Raw genomic sequence first — 23193 nt, 5'->3', positions numbered from 1 at the left:
AATCAAGGTTGCTGTTATCCAGCCTAAGAAAAGGAATACTCGTTTAGAGATAAAACGAATATTGTATCGTATAATCGACAACAAATGGAAAAACAACGTTATAAATTCACCCCCTTAGATAGATGCAACGCAAGAAAAAGAAGTCCAATACTTAAAAGACTTAGCGGAGCCTGTGACCTGAACAGCTGGAACAAAATTGAATTATCTTGCGGGTTCAAATAATAGATACTTACAAAACTTAAATCTAAAATATTCAAAAAAGGGATGTGATGAAAATTTACAATAGCATTAAAAAGCAGGAGAAAAAACATGATGCTCACGCCTAATCTACTGGATTGCCTTTTCGTTATACTTTGCCAATACAAATAAAAACTCCCTAGAAAAATAATTGTCATAAAAAACTTTATCGCAAAAAAGCTACTTATAAGCATCGGTGACAATTCCAAAGGAAAAAACGTATAAGGATCAAGTCCGAATGCGGTTTCGTTGCTCCATGCAAATGTTCCCCCAAGAATTAAAATAGCTTCTATAATAACAACGACAAAAACATAGATAGTTAGAAAGAAGCCATATAAAATCATTATTTTAATTTGAACTTTTATTATCGTAGCTTTTGTAAGTAACCTCCCCGCACAATAACGTAGGTTTCCTTCATTTGCAAGATCATATAGAAAAATAAGAAACACAGGCATAATGAATAAAAAATAGAGATACCTATTGCCAAAGATAAAAAATAGACCATTCCAATTGTTACTATCAACTGACCAGTCATTCATCAGCAAGACTATGAGGGGAAGAATGAGTAAATAAATTAAAATACATAGAAACTTTCTACTTTTTAAAATTCTTTTACAAGTGATTTTAAAGAAATTAGATACCATTTTTTAACTCCCATTGTCTATTTAAATAAAATGCTACTGTTCCTAAGAAGATTAAAAATAGATGCATCATCACTACATCATTCCCTTGTAAGTCTATACTTGACATGACGTAATAAATTTTAGTTAATGCGAATTTTTCTAGTCCATTAAAATTGGAAATAAAAATATCAAATGTTAAGTAAAGGGCAAAAGAAATAGCATAAACGTAAACAATTTTTGAAAAGAAACTTGTTATCCCCATAGCAAAAATAGCTATCGAAAAACCTAAAGAAAAATGCAAGGCTAAAACAAACAGAATATAAAACAAAGGAGTCGTAGCAAATAAATCTCCTAATAATCCGTCTGGTTGAAATTCAAATGGATAGAGAATTTTATTTTCGAAAAATGCACTCGTCCCTAAGAAAAAAAGAGCATTTGGTATAAATAATGCCAAACCACCAGCAACGCCATTGGCAAATAATTTAGTAAAACGATATTTTATATGCCCCATACGGATAACAGAAAAATAATGAAAATGTCCTCTTTTCTCATCTACAAAAGAGGCAGCGTAAGGATAGATGGCGGCTAATACAAATACTATTTGTGTATAATGGAAACCATTCAGCCAAATATGAAATGTATTCCCCCCTACTTCAAGAAGATGTTTTAGGCTTTCAGGTGTTAAGTCATTTGCATCCCTATCAATAAAAAAGTGTGAACTTAATAGATAACTATAAGCAGAAAAACAGGATAAAATAAACATAATTATAATAACTAAAACCATTCTTTTATTGAAGACAGCACGCCTTAATTCCCTCCTCAGCATAATCATCACCACCTATTTAAAAATAGTAGGCAAAAAGGTTTTCCTCCATGAAAATATGGAGGGAAACCTTTTTGTTAGATTCTAATAGGAATCAGGATTCCAGGCCCCCCTGACATTGTACCGATTATACCAACTTCCATCATCTGTTTGTATGCCCATCCGATATTGATGATTTTGAGCCATTCCTAGATTATTCAATAAACTAGAAGTAGCACTACGAGTTGTCAAAGTTGAGCTTCTGGCATCACCATTGGAATTAACAACTCCAAATTTTGTCCGTACACTCGATTCAATAAAATCCACTCTTAAAAATGGATCTTCGTCTTTTGTATACTTGTACGCTGGAGAAGTATAGACTTTTCCATTGAAAAGACCTGTATTCATATCAAAACTAAATTTAGCATTATATGCACTTACTCCTGTTACCCCCAAAAACATCATTACAGATACTCCTAATACTGATAAAGCTCTCTTCTTATTCATGAAAACTCCTCCTTATTAGCTCAGCGAATATTTTTTGATACTGCTGTTATCATATAGTTGTCATCTTGTTAATGAGTGGCTATAAAATTCGTCTTTTATTCTGTCCAGATATAAATTACTATCTTCCCCATCTTCTTGAGGGTAACGCGCCATTAAAACAGGCATTAGCTTATCCCATAATGTGTCCATCACATAAAAATCTCGATCAAAGCTATAATCTAATTTATAAAGAGATATCCCCAGTGCCTTTGCGTAGCGTTCCTTTTCTGGCAATACGATATCCGCAACATTTGTAGCAATATATTGATTGACTTCATCTTGGGAGATACTTACACCATAAATCGCTTTCGCAATTCGTATCGCATCTATATACCTTTCTGTTTCCTCTACAGCGGCTTTTTCCAAGTAAGCATTGTCATGTTTCAAATGACTCATTTCATTATGAACTTTTAATCTAAAATCTGCTTTTCTTTTATCCAACGATTCTTCTACTAAAGCTAAACCACTTTCTTTAGTAGTTTCTTGAAGTTTATGGGCTATATCAGGCATTTCGTCTAATACTTTAGCTACAGCATATTCATGCTCAATCCTCTCCCTACTTACAGCATTTTGTTCTTTACCAAATACAATTTTGCTACTAATGCCGATTGTTAACAGAAGTGCATAGACAGCAATCATAATTCTTTTCTTAGGGCATACAAATTTCTCCTTTCGATAAGCTGTTAAATTAATTTTATCTTGTCCATAACCGACATTTCAACCGACAATATTTTTGTCGGTACCGTCATAATTTCTGTCGGTCACGATTAAATTTCCTTTCTTAACAGTCTTCTAAATACCCCAAGTTCGAGCTTTTTCGCTTCTAGTAATTGCTAATGGCAAGTGATGACGTGCAATTGAAAAAACTAAAAAAGTGCCGATTTCCCTCGACACTTTTTATCATCAATTATCTTTCATTTCATTAAGCAATTGTTTCTCTTTTGCAACCTCAACCGCTTCTAATCGTGTAGACACACCTAATAGGCTAAAAAGCTGTGTTAAATGGCGTTCTACCGTACGTACAGAAACATTGCATATTGCTGCAATTTTCTTATTTGGGTAGCCCTTCATTAACATCTGCAGCAATTTTAGTTCTCGATGCGTTAACTTTAAATTAGCATATCGATCATTTATTTTGTCATTTACATAATCTAAAAAATCGGTTGGAATCACAATCTTCTCTTGAATGCTTAAACGAATTGTAGAGATGATTTGATCAAAAGGAGCGGTTTTTACAAGAATGCCCTCCACTTTTTTCTCAACTAATAGGGAATAATACGAACGAACACCATCAGTCGTATATAAAATAATAATTGCTTGTTCCTGCTTTGCTTTAATTTCTGTCATAAGTTCTAGATTGTTATTGGTGGCAATACAAGCATCAATTAAATATACCTGGAATTCTTCCTCTTGCATTCTATCAAGAACCTTATGAGGATTCTTCTCAATTTCAAAATTAAGATCTTCTATCTCCAGTGACAACGTTTTTAACCCTTTTAAAACAATTGGATGATCATCCACAACTAAAACTGAAATCAATCGTATCCCTTCCTTCGAAAAGTTTCATTTAAAGTTGCGACACATTTACAGTATCAACCACATTTTTTATGTAGTATTTCTATTATTATTTACTTACCAATCTTACTTAAATAGTATCTAGCATTAGCAAAAAAGATCGTTCCAAAAAAGAACAACATACAAATAATCCAACTAGCAATGGCTGAATAACGACCACCTAACATAAATTCACTAATCAAATTTACAAAAACAATAAGCATCATCATTACATATAAAGCGATTAAATATTTCATTTTATCCACCTCTAATTAAATTCATCGTAAGTCTAGTACATAACTTTCATACAAATTTTTCTAACCCCATAACATGTGAGCTTAGAAAACACGAAACGAATAAAAAAACAGTCAATTAAAGGGCTTTTACCTTCTCAATCGACTGTTTTCTTGTTTTCACACGCCATCTTACAATGTTAAGACATGGGATAAATTACGTTTCCAGCCTATTGATTGAATTGAAATTGTGAATACAAACATACCTATGTACTTGCCTCAACCTCTTCATAAGAATTAAACCTACTGTAACTTCTTGCGCATCCTTCTTGAGTATATAAAGCCTGCCCCAATAAAGAAAACGAGCATCATTCCTTTTATAATTGGAAACATAAATAGCTTACTTACAATAAAAATAACAAGGATATAATAGACGACCATGGCTATTAAAAATAATGTGAGTTTATTCAATCCATTACCTACTTTCTTTTAATGCCGCTTCTATTGCTGCGAGTGCTTTGGGGCCTATTCCATGTAGATTTTTTAATGTCGCTAAGTCGACCTCTTTTAATTGTTGCAATTGTGTATAGCCAGCAGCATTTAATGCTCGAATAGCTGGCTTAGCGACGCCTTTGGGCCATTCCGTCATAGAAGTACCACCCTTTCTTTTTCCGATGAGTCAGCTGTATTTAAGTATGACTACCATAGCCATATCTTAATCAAGAGTTTAAACATTGACAGTCTTTCTTAAGACTTATTATGCAAGTGGTCCTAATGAAATGCAATGATGTACTTAGTTTAGTATTGCTTTATTTCCTGTTCTACTAACTGTAATAACATGAATTGTTCAAGCGCCATCAAAATATTTTTCCCCTTTCGTATCCATTTTCCACCTGCTTGTCCGAGGTGATTCAGACAGATCCCCTTTCTGACATAACAAATACCCAATAAAATGAAATCATTTTCTGTTTTGCATAAAGATATCGCGTTTGAAATTTCTTTTTGTGCTTTTGAATATTTTTTATCTTGTATTAATAGCAAAGTAATATTCATCGAAATATTAATTTTCAAACGTGAAACATGACGAAAGTTTTTATACAAAGCAATATGCCGTAAAGCAAATTGTTTAATTTGAAGAACTGTTGGTAAAGGGAATAAAAATAAAATGGCATTTAACATATATAAATCCGCTACAAAAAGTTGGTTATATTTAGATAAGTCTTGCCAAACTGGTTCAACAATAGCCCTCGCTTGCTCCAAATCACCTGCTTTAGCTAGAATGATTAATCCATCTAAAATAGTAGAAATATGAATAATCTGTTGATCTTCCCTAGCTTCTTTTAAATAAAGTCTACATTTTTCCTTCAGTCTATAAAGTACTATTTCATTGTTATAGGGTAAACGAAAAAATTGGATGATTATATCATCCCGTTTACTATATTGATAGCCATTTTGAATATAAAAAAATTCCTCAAATGTAATACCTAGTTGATTTACTATCCCATGCATCGAGGCAAAGGTGATGTCCGTATTGTTATTCTCAAACTTTGAATACGCACCCTGTGTTAAAAAATGAGCTGCCACATGTTTTTGCGTATACCCTTTGCTAATCCTTATTTGTTTTGTAATCTCACCATAACCTTTCACGTTACCATTCACTCCTTACAAAATATTCTTTTATGAATATTTTTCTAAAATGATTGAAATGTATGTAATGATGTAGTTAACAAGGGGGTATTTAAATTGATCAATGAGGTCAAGATGGAAATAACAACTTCAACACTTTGGTTAATCGGTACTGGGAGAGGAGGCTAATTTGAAGAAAATCAAACTATTCTTAAAACCACTCTCCCCTGTTTCAAAATCGAGTAACGTACCAAATCTACCTTTATTGTACAATTAGCGTTTTTTTGTTGTCCATTAATAAAAGCCTTGCAAACCTCTTGAAAGAAAGGGGCTTGCAAAGCGTATTAATGGAAGTCAGAGCTTTCGCTCCATCAATTCGAATATTCGATTTTTTTCTTTTGTTCACGACCTAATACTTTTATTGAGACTAATGCAGTAACGACAGTTAGCAAGCCTAATATCCCCATAACAAGGTTTGGATTAATAGAATCTAATAACACACCCGTAAAAACTTGTCCGATTGGAATGGATATTAATAAGGCAGCACTTAAAAACCCAAAAAATCTTCCTTGCTTTTCAACGGGAATTTTTCTTCTATACATTATGCCAAAATAAGTATTCCCCATACCAAATGCTATTCCAGATAAAAAGTAAAAAATCGTTAGCACGAGTGGCGTATTAGCTAGACTCATCAATATATTAAAAAACCCCATGACCGCACAATATATAAAACCGTAAATAAATATGCTGGATTGTACTTTCCATTTCATTGACATAAAAGCCCCAATGATTACCCCAACAGGTGAGCCAACAAAAATAAGGCTCCACCATAATGAGCTTACTTCCATATTAATAACGATTACTCGTAGTGTTAACATAATTGCTGCACCTAAAATATTGATAATAGCCGCGCTAAAAAGAAAGGTTTTTAATATCTTATCTTGGAAAAGAATAGACACGCCTTCCTTTAAGTCTACTAGAAAAGATTGTTTCGCTTTAGCTTTATGCTGTTCTGTAATATTTGAAGTTAACAATATAAGAAGAGAAAGAACGAAGCACAACCCATTAATAAGAAAGAAGTTTCCTGGACTAAACACGCTAAATAACAGACCACCTAACGTTGGCGCTAAAACGCTCTCTAGCTGATTCGATGTTTGTCTAATAGCTACAGCCTCCTGTAGCTCATCATCATTGACAATAATTGTGAGCGCAACATTGGCTGCTGGTGAATGTAACGTACTACCAAATGAATAAACAATAAAAATAAGGAGTATATATAAAAAATCAAAATAGCCCAAAATTGTAATAACGGCAAGTAAAATCAATAACAAACAGCGTATACTGTTTGCGACAAGCATTAAATTTTTTTTATATAATCTATCGACAAAAGTCCCCATAAACGGAGAAAGAATCACGATAGCAATTGTACTGCAAGCACTTAAAATGGAAACGAAGATGGATGATCTTGTTACTTCTAAAATCCATAGAGGTAAAATAAAGAGGATAATTTTATCTGCCAGACCTGATAGAAATTGTGCATAAAAAATTTGTGTGAATTGTTTATTAATAAAATAGACTTTCGGAATGAATTTCATACTTACTCACTCCTCGATTTTCTCTACTTCATTTATATTTCAAAAAACTTCTACTACATTATGCCTAACCTCCCTTCCCCCATCATCCTGTACTAAATCTATCATGTTAAGTTTCTTTATTTATACAAATATACAAAAATTTTAACCCATATAATCAAAATATTCCTAAAAGAATACTAGAAAATAATATTCCATCTCTTCTTTCCTCCCACTATAAAATCGTAGGAACTTATCTTTAAATATTCTTTTGCGAATATTTTGAAATATCTAATCAATCATCACTTATTATAAAAATATCAAAATGAGGATATTAGTTAAGTCATCAATATCCAAATCTATCTAGAAGTCAGTTCTTAAGATTATTTGGAGATAAGAAAGGGTGATTGAAATATTAAAAAACGCATTTTAGTTGTCCTTGTTATGTTGTTACTAGCGTTCCTTATAGGTTATTCCATTCAAAAGTTTGCTCGATATGAAGACAGTGCAATTTGGGGGTATCATGCGATTCATTCAACTTCTGGAAAGAGCGAAAAACCAACTAATAAAAAGATTAAAGTAGCGATATTGGATAGTGGTATTTCCCATCATGCTGCTTTAAAAAATAAGATCGTTGCGTCGTATAACGCTATCGAAACGGACCAAGAACCAATTGATGAGTTAAACCATGGGACAGCCATTGCCGGGATTATCGGTTCATCTCATAATAAAATGGGCTTTTCTGGAATCGCAAAGGATAATGTAGAGATTTATAATGTCAAAGTTTTAAATACCCAAGGTAAAAGTGACTTTCAAACAGTTATCAACGGTATCGAATGGAGTATCAAAAATGATGTAGATATTATCAATATCAGCTTTGGATTTGAAACAAATAATCTGGAATTTGAAAAGGTTATAAAGAAAGCTTTAGCCGAAGGAATTATTATTGTAGCAGCTTCTGGTAACACACTAGGATTAAGGGTTGATTACCCAGCGAAATACGAAGGTGTCATTTCAGTTTCTGCATTAAAACCTGATTTCACAAGCTATAGCTACTCTGGAAAAGGCAAAATCGATTACGCCGCACCAGGTAAAAATATCTTATCTACTGACAAAAATGGTGGCTACAGCATATTTAATGGAACATCTTTTGCGGCAGCTTTCGTTACTGGCTCTATTGCTTATTTACTTGGAAACACTAATGAAAAGATTAATAGTACTAATTTAAATAGCTTTCTAGCACCTTACGTGAAAGATTTAGGACTACCTGGATTTGATGAAGAATACGGACATGGTTTTATACAACTTAATTAGGAAAAGGAGTAATGAATGATGAAAAAATTCTTAATTAAATTAATTGTAATAACAATGCTAATTTCACTTGTACCAAGTGTTGATCCACTCAAATCTTACGCAAATGATGAAGCGAACACGATCGAATATAATACGATTGAAGTCGAAAATGAAATACTACAAGAGCTCGGAATCGATGATACTGAACAATTTGATTTACATGTCGAAGAAGATAATGATTTGGTCACAGTATATACTGACATAAATACAACAGATGTTCATGTATCCACTGTAATATATTATGATACAATTACCGAATCCATTTTATTGCATGGTACAGTGGAAGAAGATGGAGAAAAAATCTCCCATGAATATGAAGTAATCGTTCATACAAATGAAGGACAGGAGTTCTCAGCAACTTTTGTCGATCAAACTGATGGCGAAATTTATGATATCGATACACTAGAAGCCCAATCTTCTGCTTTACCAGTAGTCATTATAGCCGCCGTAGCAAGATACGGTATTTCATATGCTATAAAAAAATACGGTAGAAAAGCTACAACGAATGCGATTCGCAGTAGAAATTTTGATAAAGTATTGTCTTCTGTATCAAGATTAGATGCTAATTCACGCAAGCACATCCTAGATCCAAAACATGATTGGCATAAAGTAACGAAGAATAATTGGGATGATGTAGCAAAGGTCATGTCCCACGTCATGCGTTACGGCAAAGAGGATCCTTATAAGAGCGCAAGAAAGAAAACGTTAATGATGAATGGTCATACTATAACAGTAACTTTTGTAAGAGAAAATGGTAAAATAAAAATAAGTAATGGGTGGGTGAATAAATGATGTTAAAAAATTTGGAAAAATTAATTTTGTCTGTCAATTTTAACGAAGCTGAAAAATTATATCAAAAAAGCGATTTCGAACAATTTCATAGTGAATTAATCTCCATTGCTTATGACAACCGCAATATGATTTACTATACTTTTTTGCATTATCTTATAATGAAGAAAGAAACCGCGGAGTTACATACTCTTGCCTTTTCATTATTTGTAAACTCTTTAACACCTATTGAAGGTGCCTATCATTGTGCTCTCTATCACGCACAAAGAGCTGTAGAACTGACAAATGAACAAGATGCAGGTGACTTAGAGAATTTATTATTTCTTAATATCGTTCCTGATAAATTAGTGAGTGATCAAGAAGCGATTGACATTTGCCATAAAATTTTAGCGTTAGACCCCTCTAATAAAATTGCGAAAAGTTCCCTTAAAGAATTACAACGTAAAACTAAGTAAAATATCGATTACATTTGTAAATAGATTTACAAGCATGAGGTTAAAACGAATCCTCGTTTTAACCTCATGCTATTTAAAAAGTTCAAGCACACTTCTTATAATGATGTTATATAAGTTTGAAACACCTATTGAAGGCGCCTATCATTGTGCCCTCTTTCACGCACAAAGAGCAGTTGAATTAACAAATGAACAAGATACATTTAGCTTAGAACATTTATTATTGCTTAATATTGTGCCCGATCAATTAGTGAGTGATGAAAAAGCGATTGACATTTGCCATAAAATTTTAGCGTTAGACCCTTCGAATAAAACTGCGAAAACTTCCCTTAAAGAATTGCAAAGTAAAATGAAGTAAAATTATTCATTACATTTGTGAAAAGACATACAAGCACTAGGTTAAAACGTTATAAGGATTCTTTTTAACCTAGTGATATTTAAAATGGTTAAGAGCCCTTCTTATCTATTTATGCGATTTAAAATGTTTAAATAGCTAAAAATTAGTAATATGTAGGTGTTGATTTCATGTTAAAAAATCTAGAGCATCAAATTCTATCATTCAACTTTAAAGAAGCTGAAGCGTTATATCACAAAAGCGATTTCGACCAATTTCAGAGTCAACTAATATCGATCGCTTACGATAACGGCAATATGATGAATTATACTTTTTTGCACTATTTATTGATGAAGGAAGAATCTGTTGAATTACACAATCTTGCATTATCTTTATTTATATGTTCTTTAACGCATATAGAAGGTGCCTATCACTGCACCCTCTTTCACGCTGAAAGGCTAGTAACTTTGCCAAATGAACAAGATCCCGATACGTTAGAACACTTATTATTCCTAAATTAGGTGCCCGATAAGTTAGTGAGTAATGAAAAAGCTCTTGAAACTTGTTATAAAATTTTAGCATTAGACCCTGCGAATAAATACGCTAAAGAAACATTGAAAAAATTAACAAAGAAAAATAAAACTTCTCTTAATGTGCTACAACGTAAGCTTAAGAAAAAGTTTTAATGCATCTACTTAAAATTAATTAATAAAAATGGAAAACTATAATACAAGCAATCTATTGAGACATGTCATTTCAATGTGTCAATAGAGTGATGCGCTAAAATTTTAATTTCTCCAATCACAATTGCCATTTAAACATGCTTCACCCTACTATAAAGCAATTTTCCCACCATGATAACAATAGTACGTGTCAGCTTGAAGGTTTTGAATTTTACGCAAAGAGTGTTTTGCGTTGTCCATGTTTAAACAAAAGTGTGGATTTGCAATAACTAATTGTTGATTTTCATTAGCAGCAGCATCCCCTGTAATAACACTATTTAACTTTGGAAAATATAATGAAATATGCCCTGATGTATGCCCAGGTGTTGCAACTACTCGACATTCGTTATGTAAAATCATGTCACCGTCATGGACCTTTTGATTGATTGCAATATGCTTTAAATCCTTTAGTTGTTTGATAAACCATTTGCCAAATTCCATTTCTTCAAGTGGCATATTTTCCAGTAATTCCTCCGCCTGAACTAATCTCTCAGACTTCATTTCGCCACTAATATATGATGATTCTATTTCACTAGCAATAATGTTTATCCAAGGATATTTTTCTTTGAAATCATGTAAAGAGCCGATATGATCATCATCATAATGCGTAATGATAATATTCTTTAAATATTTCATTTCATAGCCACGTTTAATAATTTCATTTTCAATCAATGGTAAAAAATTTATATACCCTGTATCGACCAATGTTAGTTCATTGTTCCATACAATTAAGCTAGGATATATCGTGTTCCTTTGTCCGTTAAATTCAAATTCAATCGGTAATTCTAAAATCTCCATTATCTTTTTCCCCCATACTGTCCGCTTCTATAAGAATCAATAGCATAATTTATACATTTATAATGCATTTGGATTTTTGCAAAGACAACTTGCATAAAGAAATGTACATTATTTTTTATTACCTTTCGCTAGATATAGTACCATTTGTCATCGTCTCCTTGAACTCATAAAAAAAGAGAGCCATTATAGCCCTCTTTTAGTTTCTTTTAAAAATTTTTACTTGCTCATATTTATGAACATAATCTTCTGGTAAAGGAAGTCTTCCGTTTTCATCCATTTTATACTCTTTCCCTTGAATTAAAAAAACTGTATTTTCGTCGTGACCATATTTGCGCCAATCTTGTTCGCGCATTCCTTTACTTTCTAAATCAACATTGTGCAAAATGCCGCTCGGACTAATTCGATATCGTTTAGACCCATTATTTATGGTAAAGGGTTCCTCAGTCGTAATGCCAAAACTTTCAAAGCCCTGTAAAATCTCACTATTATCTCTTGCAGTGTGTAACCATGAAGAACTACCTGTATGAATAAAAGTTTGGATGTCCTGTAACAATTGCCGTTTTCGCTCTAAATGAACACGTTTGTGATCGGATATTTGATTATCATAATGTAATAACTTTACATATCTAGATGACCCATCATCAATAAACTGATAATTAATAATCCCATAATCAGTTGGAATACCATAAACTTGATTGTTTTTGATAGTCAAATTAAAATTTGAATCGACATGGAGAACCTTCGCTTGGTATTGATTGTGAAAATTACTTTCTCTTGATGGAGATTCTATTATATTTGAGTTTAATTTAGTCTGTTTTTTTTGAATATGTAACTCCATTTTTTTCAAAGCTGAATCTACACTTCCTAAACTTTGAAACCCCTTTAAAACCTTATTCTTATCTCTTACACTATTTAGATAAGCAGGATTACCGGTATGAATATAATTTTGTATGCTCGCTAACATTTGGCTTTTTCCCTCTAAGGAGAAGCGTTTATAATTATTTGGATTACCTACAACTGGATGTTTCTCGATGGTCAAACGATTATCCCGCTTATGGTGATGTACTTCCCGTAATTGTGAGCCTAATTGATTTGAGTTTAAAGGAGCCTGTTGTTCTTTACGAGAAAACACCATTTTTGGATAAGATGGAGAGTTAAAAGTTTGTCTTTGAGAAATTGAACGTAATGAGTGCAACATGTTTAAATCCTCCTATTATTTCATTTCCCGTTTATAGCTTATTAAAACAAAGGGTTGTAAAGTATAGGTTCCCGGTAAATCGAAAGAAGCAGAGTATTTAAATGCATAAGGTTGCTTTACTTTTATTTGAGCATGCTTTGGAACAGCATCTAATTGTTTTGGATTATATAAAGGGAACGTAGCATCAATCCAAGAAAAACTAGATGTTGGACGAAGACTTCTCTTGATTGAATACAAACTAACTAAATAGCGATTTGTCTCCTTACCGCCTATTGTAAAATCTGTTAAAATAGCATCGTCAGGAATACTGCTAATATTCGTTAAATCAAAATATTGAATATCACTCGTTGTTTTTCTTGAAGATATAGAAGAAGTACGTAAATCTACTCGATAGCTTGGATTAGCATAAAGATAGACTGGCTCCCCTACAATTGTTCGTAAACTATAAGGATAATTATTTCTTCCATCTTCCGAAGGTTTAATTTGAATATAATATTCACCAACAATACTTGTTTCAAATTCTACTTGTCTATTACCCTCGTCCCCTAATCCCGTTTCTTGAACGATTCTATCACCATTTGGATCTGTAATAGTTACATCAAATGTTTTTCTAGTTACCAAGGTTAATTTCTCGCTTCTGTTCATACCAAGGGCAACTTTATAAATTTTACTATCCCCATCTCCCATGATTGATGTTAAATCGCTTTTTTCAGGAATAGAAAAGTCGGTTCTATCATTACGCTGAAGTTCTATGGCCTCTTCAGAAAGATCATTTGCGTTAGTGACCAAGGGCATAAATACAAACAAAGATAAAATAAACAACAGAGAGAAAAATTTCTTCATTTCTAATCATCCCATCCTTCTATTCTTTTTTATTGAAAATAACTATACAATATTTTTGGTTAAATCATTTAAAATATTCCTAATTGAATATTAAGAGAATGTAAACCATATAGTAGCGTCGATTTCAACACTTATAGATTGTTCCAAGCAACTCTTTTGGTTTTATCTTTATAACCACTCAATATTTAAACATGAAAAAAAAGCGCTTATCCCCTGTTGTAGGCAATCAAGTGCTTTTAATTTATATCTTCTCTTATGTAATAACAATCGTGATTTTTAAAATGCTCATAGTATTGACCATATGAATCTTTTATACCACATGTTAATTATGCTTAAACCATTCAACTTACATAAACTGGTTGTTTGTTTCTTGTGCAAATCAATCTCTTATATGTAAAAATAAACCTTATCCTGTTCTTGCTCTTATTGCTTTATTGTAAAAATAGCACTTCTCAATCGTGTAGGCTAAATGAGTCAAATACAAAGGGCTTATAGCGCACTCAATATCAATTAGTACAATGGTAATTTTCCAATCTTACAAATAGTCATAACTTTTACTATAGTGTCTTTTAACAAAATATAAATTTGTTCAAATAGGGCTTATGATTTAATTGTATTGCAACATTATATGGTAATCTTGCTTTTTTAGCAATTCATCTTATTTTTCACTTAAATTTTTCCAAATCATAATAAGGATTAGCAATATTCTCGCCAACTTCATTTATTGTTTCCTGAATTTCATCTAGGGTTGATTTATCTATAGTATTATAATGCCCCAGTGATTCTTTTATTTTCTTAAAACAAATTTCTAGCCCCAAATTTACTACAATAGAAAGAATAGTATCTACTTCATCATATGAATCTGTCTTCCATAATCTAGAGAGAGTTCTATCAATATCATTTCTTATATCACTTCTTAATAACTCGTATGTCATAGTTTGCCTGTCTGTTAGTTGACTAAGGGTTAATAAAAAATTATCTTTTTTAATTTCATTATTTTCAAATTGATTTAATGCATTTTGAAACATCGATATAAGTGTTTTAGTTGGTACTCTATCAGGTAGATTCTTAATTTCATTTATATCCATTATTTCTCCTTCTCCAGAAGTATTTGAGAAAACTAGAAGACATACTCTCTTCTCAATAATTCAATAGGATACTTTAAGCAGTATGTTTGTCCTCATAAATCGATTTAAATAACAATTACCTTCTAAACTTATGAAAGTGATACATGAAAAGCACTTGCTTCCTGCTAGTGACAAACAAGTGCTTCTTTTTAAACTTAGAAAACTTTTACAAACTAAATTCACTTCACACTTGAATCTTCTATTCCGGAACAACCCCCTATTAAATCACTTCAAAATTAAACATTTTTATTTCTTCTTTAATCTTCACAGCGGGGTGCTCCTACCACGTCCCATTTCAGTAACGTTCAGAAAATCGCTCATCTAATTCATTACAACAAATTTTTTTGCCTAAAATAATGCCTGCTCATTCCATGCGGGGAGAACTTGGGCACCAGCATATTTCTCGTTTACTTTGCAAAATGTATGTTGGTAATAAGTGATGTAACTCTTTCTTTATCATATTTAACCTAAGCTTTTTAACCACCTATAATAATATTTAAGCTGGTCTTCAATTTTAACAAACTTCAAATCATCTTCACACTCAAATATATCAACTATATCTTCTGATATAGCGGGTTTTCCAAATTTTAATTTATATGCCAAACGTCCACTCCCCATCGAAAGTTGCATTTGAGATGGATAGATATTTAGCGCAGCTCCATTACACATAATCTGTATTTTTTTCTCTTCTAAATTTTGACGCAAACTTTGAAGCGCTTGAAAAAAGTTCTCATGTTGATAACTTATTGTGTGCCCCAAAATAGATAACACTATTAAAACCATCTCTTCATCATCTGGAGATTCTTCATATAATGTTAAAATTCCATCAAAAATCTTTCCATCATTCATATATAGTTTGATATTTTTATTTTCACAATTCACAATAGCACCTTCCAAATAAAATATTAAGAATAGATTTACAAATCTGTATCGCATCCATTTTTACATGTGCTCTAACTGTTCCATTTTAACTGAATCTATGGATATTTTAATGTTTATAGGATTCACAATAAATCTTCTATTAAGCGTCGAACGTAAAGGGACAACTTTATTTGTTTATCTAAATAGCCTTCCTTTTCAATTTAAAGAATAAAACAAAAACCTTCTTTAACTTCTATATAGAGATACTAAGGCTAACTCTTTATGGATAACGCTCAAAATCAAGCGATTACCTCCTTAACTCCAATGATATCTTTGAAACAGACATTCTTCCATCCATTTATCATCCAATTCCTAACGGACACATTAATCCAATACTTCAGCTAATTGAAAAATAAAGTTTATTTTCTACAGTATTTGCGGCAATGAGTCTTAAATTAATCCCTTTATCATGTACATACTGCTTTTTGGCTTTTCATACATGTAACTTTTGTGACTATATCAATTAACTTTTTGATAAGGTACTTCAACACCTTCATCGATAAATAATTGATTCTCGATATTTACATAACTCATCGTATTACGTATCCAATAATACGACTCATCTATTTTATAAAGCGGCACAGGCAACTGATGTTCAAATGAAATCATAAATTGTCTTTCTTTGATAATCGTAAATCTTGTGCCATGTTCATCTCCTAATTCATATCGACCCGTAATATCATCATTTTTAGAGAGCGATAATATGTCGATATGTTTTGGTGCTTCAACAGAAGATTGTATTCCCATTAAGTAATTCATAATTTCTTGTTCATATTGAGGAAACACTTCTTGATTCGTTGCTAAAACGATCAATTCCGATGTGGATATGTTAATAAAAGCTTGTGCTGAACAACCAAGCCATCCTCCTGTATGACCAACCCAATCATCTTGAACAATAAAACCATAGCCATAATTATCAGCTAATTCTGTTGGGGTTAACATCAATTGGACATGCTCTTTGCTAATGAACTGACCTTGCAAAAATGCCTTTAAAAACTTAGCCACCTCTGCCACTGTTCCATAAATACCACCGTCACCATATGCATTATTATATTTTTCAATTTGATGAAAATACGGGTCATCAGAAACGTTTCTATATCGTTGCTCCTCATAATCATACGTTTGACCATGCGCTTCCCATTGTTTGGCAGGTTGAGTTGTTGTATAGGTAAGATTTAATGGTTCTGCAATATATTGTCGTAAATATGTTTCATATGATAAATTGCTAACTTTCTCAATTATTTTCGCAAGCAAAACATAATTCGTATTACTGTAATACCAGTACTCCTTTGGCGCAAATTGTGGTAGCCCTACTTCAATAAATGTTTCAACGCTTATTGTTGTATCTTCTACTATGTACTCTGGTATACCGGATGTATGTGTTAGTAATTGTGCTACTGTTACTTCGGTAAAATAAGGTGCATAAAACCAATTTGAAATTTTATCTTCTAACTGTAACCGTCCTTTTTCTATTAGCTGGAACGTCATTACGGCAGTAAACATTTTACTTAATGATGCTAAATTAAATTGTGTATTTTGGTTAATATTATGCTTCTTTTCGAGTTCTTGATATCCATCATAATAGTGCTTGATTTGTCCGTTTTTTTCATAATACACTGCACCTTTAAAAGCGATATTTTTAAGTATAATCTTCATTTGTTAACCTCCTAAATAAATTAGATATCTAACATATTTGGTATGAAGAAGCTTTATAATAACTCCTTCATCGAAATCTCCTTCAATTTTTCAACAATCCGTTCTAATTCATCTAACTCATCTGATGAAAGTTTGTAATAAATTTTATCAGCAATTTGTCGTTCTACATAATCTTGCTTCGAAAAATACTCTAAGCCATTTTCAGCTAACGTTATAAATACTTCACGCCGATTTTGTAAATTAATTTCTCGCTTGATATAATTATTCTTTTCCAACTTCGCTATTAATTGGCTAACTGCGCTAGAGCTAATATTCATTTCAATCGCAATTTCACCGACCGTAATACGTTTAGATAAGTATACAATATCTAATACAACCGCTTGTTGCGTTGTAATACCGCTATTTAAATATTGCTTATAATGTTTATAGATCAAACGGTTTATCGTATATTCTGCTTCATTAATGCGCTTAACCTGTTCGTATAAAGACAAAAAACCACCCACTAATATGTTAGATGTCTAATATATTAGCAAGTATTTTGTCAAACGTCAACTTTATATAGAAATGTCTTACCGTTAGGGCATACAGGAGGTAAAAGGCTGATTTAGTGATAAATGTCTTGTCACAATTATGTAGTACGTGTTGCAAAACGAAGGCCATAATCCAGGAATAACATGATTAATCAATCCTTTAATCTTTGCTCTTTTGATAAATGCTGTATATAAAAACTTTTCTTTCTTAGAGTTTATGAACGCCTTATCCATTCTAATCCTTTAAATTCTCAAAGATTACGGCCCAACCATCCATTGGGCTGCCATATCCCCATAGAGGCCCCGTCATTTTATCCAATTGATGAATCTTTTCCTGATATTGTTTCACCATCGCTTGACGCTCATCTTGTGTGTACGTATTCAAACGTTTTTCTCTTACTTTATGTCGCATATTGTGCAGGAAGTTAATCATGTCACAATAAAGTGAATTATCCTCAAATGTTATGAAATCTGGAAAAATTGCATAAACTTCGTCAAAAGCATGCTGCAAATGAAGCAAGCCAAATTTCGCCAAAACCTCTGATATATGCGGTACGAGTTCAGACTGATACGCAAAGATATAGTCCCAACCATCCGACTGCCAGTTGCCAATCGTATTGATGGCAATGTGAAGTTGAAATAACTCTGGCGAAACCTTCTCTTTAATCGTGTCCAGTCCGCCAATTCCCCATATTTTATCAGATAGCTCCACTAAAGCCATTTCATCTGCTGGGATTTCCCCATCCCATATCTCTTTCAAGCCAATACTCATCGTAACACCACTCCTGAAATTATAATTTTACTCGTTCGCACTGTGCTATTTTCATAGCCCTCCATAAATTCTTATCTTTGCTTTTTCAATCACTGTTTACATGTTCAGTTCTGCTATAATTTCCTTACAGTGTTTTGCAATTTCTCTCATATCATCTTCAGAACAAAACTCAGCCAAATCATAATGTAAAGGGTGATGAACAAAATCCTCTACTATTCCCCTTAACAGTGCAAGCTCTTCTTTTTCTACTTTTAAAGAAATAACAGCATTTTTGTCCAAGCTACCTCCATCCAAATCCACAAGACGAACCTTTTCGTTTTTTTGACATTCAACTATAATAGCCGTAACATCCATTATAAAATTGATTGCACAACCTATATCCTGACGATGACCGTTATCGTAACTAAAGTAAATGTCCTTCGTTTGACGAAAGTCTTTTATTTCCCGAGCATTAGTCAGTTGGAAGTCTTGCAACAAATTTTTAACGTCTATCTCTACGGGGATTTCTATCTCAAATTCTCTGTTAACCAAATAATCAATTAAAGTGCAAGTATCATCTGTTCCGCCAATATATTCTCCCCACCATCGTTCAATGTACATCCTCGCTTCCATTCTGATTCCCTCCAAAGCCTTGTTATTCAAAGTAGTTCTACAAATAGCCTATTACTGTCCACTATTACCTTTGCTTTGCATGAAGATGTTACAACCATTGCACCTTAAGAGGCAGATATCCCTCTACCATTTACAAAACGAAAAAAAATTATTTATTAACCGTATAAGTAATCAATTAAATTATCAGCGTATTCCTCTTTTTTCAAAATACTAATCAAAGAAGACTTTAACTTTTCAACAAAATCATCGTAGATTTCGAAAGTTTCTTCATCCATTATTTCTCCTTTGAATTTTTCATGTATTATTTCTAATGTCACCGAAAGAGCATCTAGAAAGACAGAAAAAGAATCCGCGATTGGAAATAAGGCACTCGTTTCATAACTTGCAAAAACAGGTGAATTTTCTTGGTTTGTGACAACTACAATTGGATCATCATCCTTATCTGCAACTACAAGCCAATTCGGATTCCAATTTGGATTTTCTTTTTTTTCGGTTCCAATCCAACGAAATCCTTCTTGTCTACGAACCAATTTATCTGCGGCATACAGAAAAAGGAGGCTATTTCCTAAATCAATATCTGTACAATCTAATTGATAGCCATCAGGACGTATATTACAAATTATTTCACACTGTTGATAAAATAATATTAATTCAGGAGAAAGATAGATTTTTTCATCTACATCAAGTTTTGCTAATTTGGACCTATAACGGACTCCTCCGTTTTTTTCAACGGGGGAGTCTTCTTTTGGATATTCATTCAACGCCTCTATGAATTTAAATATTGATTTTTCTAGTTGTTTCATAAAAAGCCTATCCTTTCGTTTCTATTTGATGTATTGCTACATCATTTTTTAATGGTCTTTTATTTTGCATTTTTTAACATATTCAAATAAGTTAAATCTTTCAAATCATGGTCATTTCCAAGTCGATATATATACATGAACAACACACCTTTTTTGTAAATAAAAAACATATGTAACGAAAGCGTTTTTAGCGTTTTCTTTACATATGTTTAAAATACTTATCCTTATTTTACCATAAAATTTTAAATATCTCTATTTGTACAGTGATGTTTTTATTTCTTTGTAGTTGCGCTATATTAACTAATTTTTCTCTGGGCTAATTATAATAACATTCTTTGAATTACGAACCTCTATACAATTGTATTTTTGATTTAAAATCCCAATTGTTTTGCCATACTTCATAATTGTGATATCTTGGATAACCAAAAAAGGTAAACTATTCAGTTTTTCTCTTATATCGTTAATAGAAAGGTTCAAATTAAAACATTTTCTTAGTTCCATAATAAATTTATTTGCTTCATTTGGTTTTCTGACTATATAAACTTTTACCTTATCTATCAAATCAGGTTCGTCAAAAGTCAAATAACAATGACCTAGTCTATTTTATTATTGTAATACCGTAATGATTAGCGTAAATAGATAATTACCTAAAAAAATTAAAGCATATATACTGCGTAAATCCCTTTTCAACCAGCATCTTTTGCTGATGCAAAAGATTCATTCTAGTTAGTTTAATTATATTAATATAATTTAAACATTATGAATACCACTCATCGTCAGAAAATTTCTCGTCATCTTCACTAGGCTTTATATTGTTTAAATCTATGAATCTTTTTATTTCTGACCTCAACAACGGCAAATCCTTACTCTCAATCACAAAGCCCCTATGGTTATGCCAACTCATATCAACCTCTATATTTATATCTAACTCACGACACCATTCAATAAAATCATACATCATCATCGTAAAGCACACGTTAAATTTATGAACCGAAACCCAAATACCTATTTTTCCATCTACAAAATCTTGTTGCCGTACTCTTAAAGCTTTATTTACGAACCACTTAGTATGTTGTTGTTGTTTCTCCTCAAACATTAATTTGTATCCCCCTATTCTTTATTCAAAATTGTAAGTGCAATCTATTTTTCACTTGTTCTTACACTACTATAAATAGCTTCTTCCCACGAACTATACTGATTTATATTAGCATTCCCTTTCTACAAAGATTGCTGTACGCTAATACATAAGTAACTGACATATAAAAAGCGCGTTTTTTGTATTTTTTAAAATGTCATGGAGGTTTTGATATGGACGATTTTATATTTCCTATTCACAATAATGAGGCGAAATATAAGCAAATTTATCAGCAATTAAAGACTTTAATTGAGCAAGGAATCTTAAAGTCCAATGATTGCCTTCCTTCTATTCGGCGATTGGCGGAGACGTTACAGGTCAGTCGTAATACGACATTAACTGCTTATGAACAGTTGGTAGCGGAAGGCTACATACGTGGTGAAGGTCGTAAAGGCTATTTCGTTAATGTATTGGAACAAGTGTTTTTACAGGAAGAGGAACAAACAAGAAGGACAGAAAAAATACAGCAGGTGTTGCCAGCTATAAAAATTGATTTTCGGGCTGGTGCTGTCGATCAATCCCATTTTCCGCTAAAGACTTGGCGACAATTTGCTAATCGAGCACTCCAGTTAGCAGATAGTTTTGTGTATGGCGATCCTTTTGGGGAGCCTGTATTAAGAGAGCAGCTTGTTCACTACTTACTCCAAGCACGTGGGGTGAAATGTGAGGCGGACGATATTATTGTTGGTAGCAGTACACAGCAATTGTTATTGTATCTCGGTTTTATTTTGAAGCATGATTTTACAAGTGTAATTGTTGAAAATCCAGGTTATGTTGGTGCACGTCAATCATTTACATTAAATGGTTTTGAGTTGGAAGCACTACCTGTTTTGGCGCATGGCGCTGAACTTCAGCTATTGACACACATGCAATCACGGCTTTTATATGTAACCCCCTCACACCATTTCCCTTACGGTGTTTCAATGTCTATTCAACAAAGGCAATTGATGATTCAATGGGCAAAAAGAGTACGTGGTTACATTATCGAAGACGATTATGACAGTGAATTTCGTTATACGCAGCAACCATTTCCGGCACTTGCCTCTATCGACCATTCGCGCGTTATTTATATGGGAACTTTTTCAAAATCTTTTTTACCAGGTATTCGATTAAGCTATATGGTATTGCCTAAGTCACTTACCCATCGTTACAAAGAACAATTTGATCAATTTGAACATAATGCCTCTTCTCTCCATCAATTAACGATGGCGGCATTTATGGAAAAGGGTGAGTGGACACGTCATATTAAAAGAATGCGTATTATTTATAAACATAAAATGAACTGTCTTGTAGAACAACTTAAAAAGCATTTCGGGCACAATATGACGATATTAGGGGAGCATTCAGGTCTTTATGTATTGATTAAGTTGCATGTGCAGCAAACCGAAGAAGAGCTACTCCAAGCTGCTGAGCATTGCGGTGTAAAAGTGTACCCAACTAGCCCGTATTATCTGCAACAGATAAACACTGAACCAATATTACAGTTAGGATTTAGTATGTTGTCAATCGAGGATATCCAACAAGGCGTTCAATTATTATCACAAGCATGGCCGTTGCTACGTTCCAAACAACATTAAAACGCGGGCTTTCAAAAACCCACGTTTTTTTACTATGTATCATTTTTGAGCGTATTTTTGCAAATGCTTTGGTATTTCCCGTAAATCCATTAACAACGGCATCATCATCAGTAAGGTCAATAAATAAATAGCAATTCCTATTGCCACAGCCGAACTTTTCACTTCCTCCTCAACAACATAGGGCATTGTAATATAAGGTACAAAGACCAAAAGTAAAATAGAAATACGAGTCATTGAAGTGAGCATTTGTTTTTTTGCGCAATAAGGACAACTGATAAATCGCGAAAATGTCACAATGGAACGCATCGATTGCTTCCAAGTCCATTTCTCCTTACATTCAATACATTTTGGCATACAGTGCATCCCCTCCATTCACTAA

30 protein-coding genes are annotated in these 23193 nt (G+C 32.7%); 7 read left to right on the top strand and 23 right to left on the bottom strand.

Annotated features, from left to right (window positions below):
• Window positions 1-98: 98 nt before the first annotated feature.
• From T479_RS09465 to T479_RS09430, 10 genes are all read right to left on the bottom strand, one after another.
• Window positions 99-881, bottom strand: coding sequence for a hypothetical protein (locus tag T479_RS09465; protein WP_025219365.1), 783 nt, complete (start codon window positions 879-881; stop codon window positions 99-101).
• Window positions 871-1686, bottom strand: a complete 816-nt coding sequence (locus T479_RS09460) for a hypothetical protein (protein ID WP_137034859.1) — start codon at window positions 1684-1686, stop codon at window positions 871-873. The genes T479_RS09465 and T479_RS09460 overlap by 11 nt, the downstream gene beginning before the upstream one ends.
• A gap of 81 nt (window positions 1687-1767) precedes the next feature.
• Window positions 1768-2169, bottom strand: a complete 402-nt coding sequence (locus T479_RS09455) for a hypothetical protein (protein ID WP_024361922.1) — start codon at window positions 2167-2169, stop codon at window positions 1768-1770.
• A gap of 60 nt (window positions 2170-2229) precedes the next feature.
• Complete coding sequence (locus tag T479_RS09450) at window positions 2230-2847, bottom strand: hypothetical protein (protein ID WP_025219364.1); 618 nt, start codon at window positions 2845-2847, stop codon at window positions 2230-2232.
• Window positions 2848-3111: 264 nt separating this feature from the next.
• The gene (locus T479_RS09445; protein ID WP_025219363.1) at window positions 3112-3747 is read right to left on the bottom strand and encodes a response regulator transcription factor; all 636 of its coding nucleotides are present in this window, start codon (window positions 3745-3747) and stop codon (window positions 3112-3114) included.
• Between the two features lie 89 nt (window positions 3748-3836).
• Window positions 3837-4019, bottom strand: coding sequence for a hypothetical protein (locus tag T479_RS09440; RefSeq protein WP_025219362.1), 183 nt, complete (start codon window positions 4017-4019; stop codon window positions 3837-3839).
• A 279-nt stretch (window positions 4020-4298) separates the two neighbouring features.
• Entirely contained in the window at window positions 4299-4466 is a 168-nt protein-coding gene (locus tag T479_RS23920; protein WP_167331266.1) for a hypothetical protein, read from the bottom strand.
• 4 nt (window positions 4467-4470) lie between these two features.
• The gene (locus T479_RS23915) at window positions 4471-4644 is read right to left on the bottom strand and encodes a helix-hairpin-helix domain-containing protein (RefSeq protein ID WP_167331265.1); all 174 of its coding nucleotides are present in this window, start codon (window positions 4642-4644) and stop codon (window positions 4471-4473) included.
• 149 nt (window positions 4645-4793) lie between these two features.
• On the bottom strand, window positions 4794-5642 hold the full coding sequence (locus tag T479_RS09435) for a helix-turn-helix domain-containing protein (protein ID WP_025219361.1): 849 nt from the start codon (window positions 5640-5642) through the stop codon (window positions 4794-4796).
• 350 nt (window positions 5643-5992) lie between these two features.
• Complete coding sequence (locus T479_RS09430; RefSeq protein WP_052599473.1) at window positions 5993-7216, bottom strand: MFS transporter; 1224 nt, start codon at window positions 7214-7216, stop codon at window positions 5993-5995.
• Window positions 7217-7636: 420 nt separating this feature from the next.
• Here T479_RS09430 and T479_RS09425 point away from each other — a divergent pair, with 420 nt between their 5' ends.
• The 6 genes from T479_RS09425 (at window position 7637) to T479_RS23690 (ending at window position 10806) form a co-directional block, all read left to right on the top strand.
• Window positions 7637-8506: a S8 family peptidase gene (locus tag T479_RS09425; RefSeq protein ID WP_081769876.1), complete on the top strand. Its 870-nt coding sequence runs from the start codon at window positions 7637-7639 to the stop codon at window positions 8504-8506.
• Window positions 8507-8521: 15 nt separating this feature from the next.
• On the top strand, window positions 8522-9337 hold the full coding sequence (locus tag T479_RS09420) for an SAR2788 family putative toxin (RefSeq protein WP_081769875.1): 816 nt from the start codon (window positions 8522-8524) through the stop codon (window positions 9335-9337).
• Window positions 9334-9789, top strand: a complete 456-nt coding sequence (locus T479_RS09415; protein ID WP_227665435.1) for a hypothetical protein — start codon at window positions 9334-9336, stop codon at window positions 9787-9789. Before T479_RS09420 ends, T479_RS09415 begins: the two co-directional genes overlap by 4 nt.
• 100 nt (window positions 9790-9889) lie before the next feature.
• Window positions 9890-10144 (top strand): hypothetical protein, encoded by a 255-nt coding sequence (locus tag T479_RS09410; protein ID WP_025219357.1) that lies wholly within the window; start codon window positions 9890-9892, stop codon window positions 10142-10144.
• Between the two features lie 167 nt (window positions 10145-10311).
• Window positions 10312-10641 carry a hypothetical protein gene (locus tag T479_RS09405; protein WP_052599470.1) on the top strand — a complete coding sequence of 110 codons (330 nt, stop codon included), beginning with the start codon at window positions 10312-10314 and terminating at the stop codon, window positions 10639-10641.
• A 15-nt stretch (window positions 10642-10656) separates the two neighbouring features.
• Window positions 10657-10806 carry a hypothetical protein gene (locus tag T479_RS23690; protein WP_158497876.1) on the top strand — a complete coding sequence of 50 codons (150 nt, stop codon included), beginning with the start codon at window positions 10657-10659 and terminating at the stop codon, window positions 10804-10806.
• A gap of 147 nt (window positions 10807-10953) precedes the next feature.
• Here the strand turns inward: T479_RS23690 and T479_RS09400 are convergent, their stop codons facing one another.
• From T479_RS09400 to T479_RS09345, 12 genes are all read right to left on the bottom strand, one after another.
• Window positions 10954-11640: an MBL fold metallo-hydrolase gene (locus tag T479_RS09400; RefSeq protein WP_025219356.1), complete on the bottom strand. Its 687-nt coding sequence runs from the start codon at window positions 11638-11640 to the stop codon at window positions 10954-10956.
• A gap of 196 nt (window positions 11641-11836) precedes the next feature.
• Window positions 11837-12838 carry a hypothetical protein gene (locus tag T479_RS09395; protein ID WP_025219355.1) on the bottom strand — a complete coding sequence of 334 codons (1002 nt, stop codon included), beginning with the start codon at window positions 12836-12838 and terminating at the stop codon, window positions 11837-11839.
• A gap of 15 nt (window positions 12839-12853) precedes the next feature.
• Window positions 12854-13681 (bottom strand): hypothetical protein, encoded by an 828-nt coding sequence (locus T479_RS09390; RefSeq protein WP_025219354.1) that lies wholly within the window; start codon window positions 13679-13681, stop codon window positions 12854-12856.
• A 665-nt stretch (window positions 13682-14346) separates the two neighbouring features.
• Entirely contained in the window at window positions 14347-14769 is a 423-nt protein-coding gene (locus T479_RS09385; RefSeq protein WP_025219353.1) for a hypothetical protein, read from the bottom strand.
• Window positions 14770-15270: 501 nt separating this feature from the next.
• Window positions 15271-15690, bottom strand: coding sequence for a hypothetical protein (locus tag T479_RS24050; protein WP_202974237.1), 420 nt, complete (start codon window positions 15688-15690; stop codon window positions 15271-15273).
• A 498-nt stretch (window positions 15691-16188) separates the two neighbouring features.
• Window positions 16189-17385, bottom strand: coding sequence for a serine hydrolase domain-containing protein (locus T479_RS09375; RefSeq protein WP_025219351.1), 1197 nt, complete (start codon window positions 17383-17385; stop codon window positions 16189-16191).
• A 53-nt stretch (window positions 17386-17438) separates the two neighbouring features.
• The gene (locus T479_RS09370; protein ID WP_025219350.1) at window positions 17439-17876 is read right to left on the bottom strand and encodes a MarR family winged helix-turn-helix transcriptional regulator; all 438 of its coding nucleotides are present in this window, start codon (window positions 17874-17876) and stop codon (window positions 17439-17441) included.
• Window positions 17877-18150: 274 nt separating this feature from the next.
• On the bottom strand, window positions 18151-18687 hold the full coding sequence (locus T479_RS09365) for a hypothetical protein (RefSeq protein ID WP_025219349.1): 537 nt from the start codon (window positions 18685-18687) through the stop codon (window positions 18151-18153).
• A gap of 96 nt (window positions 18688-18783) precedes the next feature.
• Complete coding sequence (locus T479_RS09360) at window positions 18784-19299, bottom strand: imm68 putative immunity domain-containing protein (RefSeq protein ID WP_025219348.1); 516 nt, start codon at window positions 19297-19299, stop codon at window positions 18784-18786.
• Window positions 19300-19454: 155 nt separating this feature from the next.
• Window positions 19455-20102 carry a hypothetical protein gene (locus T479_RS09355; RefSeq protein ID WP_024363655.1) on the bottom strand — a complete coding sequence of 216 codons (648 nt, stop codon included), beginning with the start codon at window positions 20100-20102 and terminating at the stop codon, window positions 19455-19457.
• Window positions 20103-20402: 300 nt separating this feature from the next.
• Window positions 20403-20684 carry a hypothetical protein gene (locus tag T479_RS09350; protein WP_025219347.1) on the bottom strand — a complete coding sequence of 94 codons (282 nt, stop codon included), beginning with the start codon at window positions 20682-20684 and terminating at the stop codon, window positions 20403-20405.
• A 175-nt stretch (window positions 20685-20859) separates the two neighbouring features.
• Complete coding sequence (locus T479_RS09345; protein WP_025219346.1) at window positions 20860-21198, bottom strand: hypothetical protein; 339 nt, start codon at window positions 21196-21198, stop codon at window positions 20860-20862.
• A 212-nt stretch (window positions 21199-21410) separates the two neighbouring features.
• Here T479_RS09345 and pdxR point away from each other — a divergent pair, with 212 nt between their 5' ends.
• Window positions 21411-22814 (top strand): MocR-like pyridoxine biosynthesis transcription factor PdxR, encoded by a 1404-nt coding sequence (gene pdxR, locus T479_RS09340; protein ID WP_025219345.1) that lies wholly within the window; start codon window positions 21411-21413, stop codon window positions 22812-22814.
• A gap of 39 nt (window positions 22815-22853) precedes the next feature.
• Here the strand turns inward: pdxR and T479_RS09335 are convergent, their stop codons facing one another.
• On the bottom strand, window positions 22854-23168 hold the full coding sequence (locus tag T479_RS09335; RefSeq protein ID WP_025219344.1) for a TIGR04104 family putative zinc finger protein: 315 nt from the start codon (window positions 23166-23168) through the stop codon (window positions 22854-22856).
• Window positions 23169-23193: the final 25 nt, after the last annotated feature.

The sequence above is a fragment of the Lysinibacillus sphaericus genome, from assembly GCF_000600105.1.
In the GTDB taxonomy this organism is placed as follows: domain Bacteria; phylum Bacillota; class Bacilli; order Bacillales_A; family Planococcaceae; genus Lysinibacillus; species Lysinibacillus sphaericus.
This window is presented reverse-complemented; position numbering and strand designations above follow the sequence as displayed.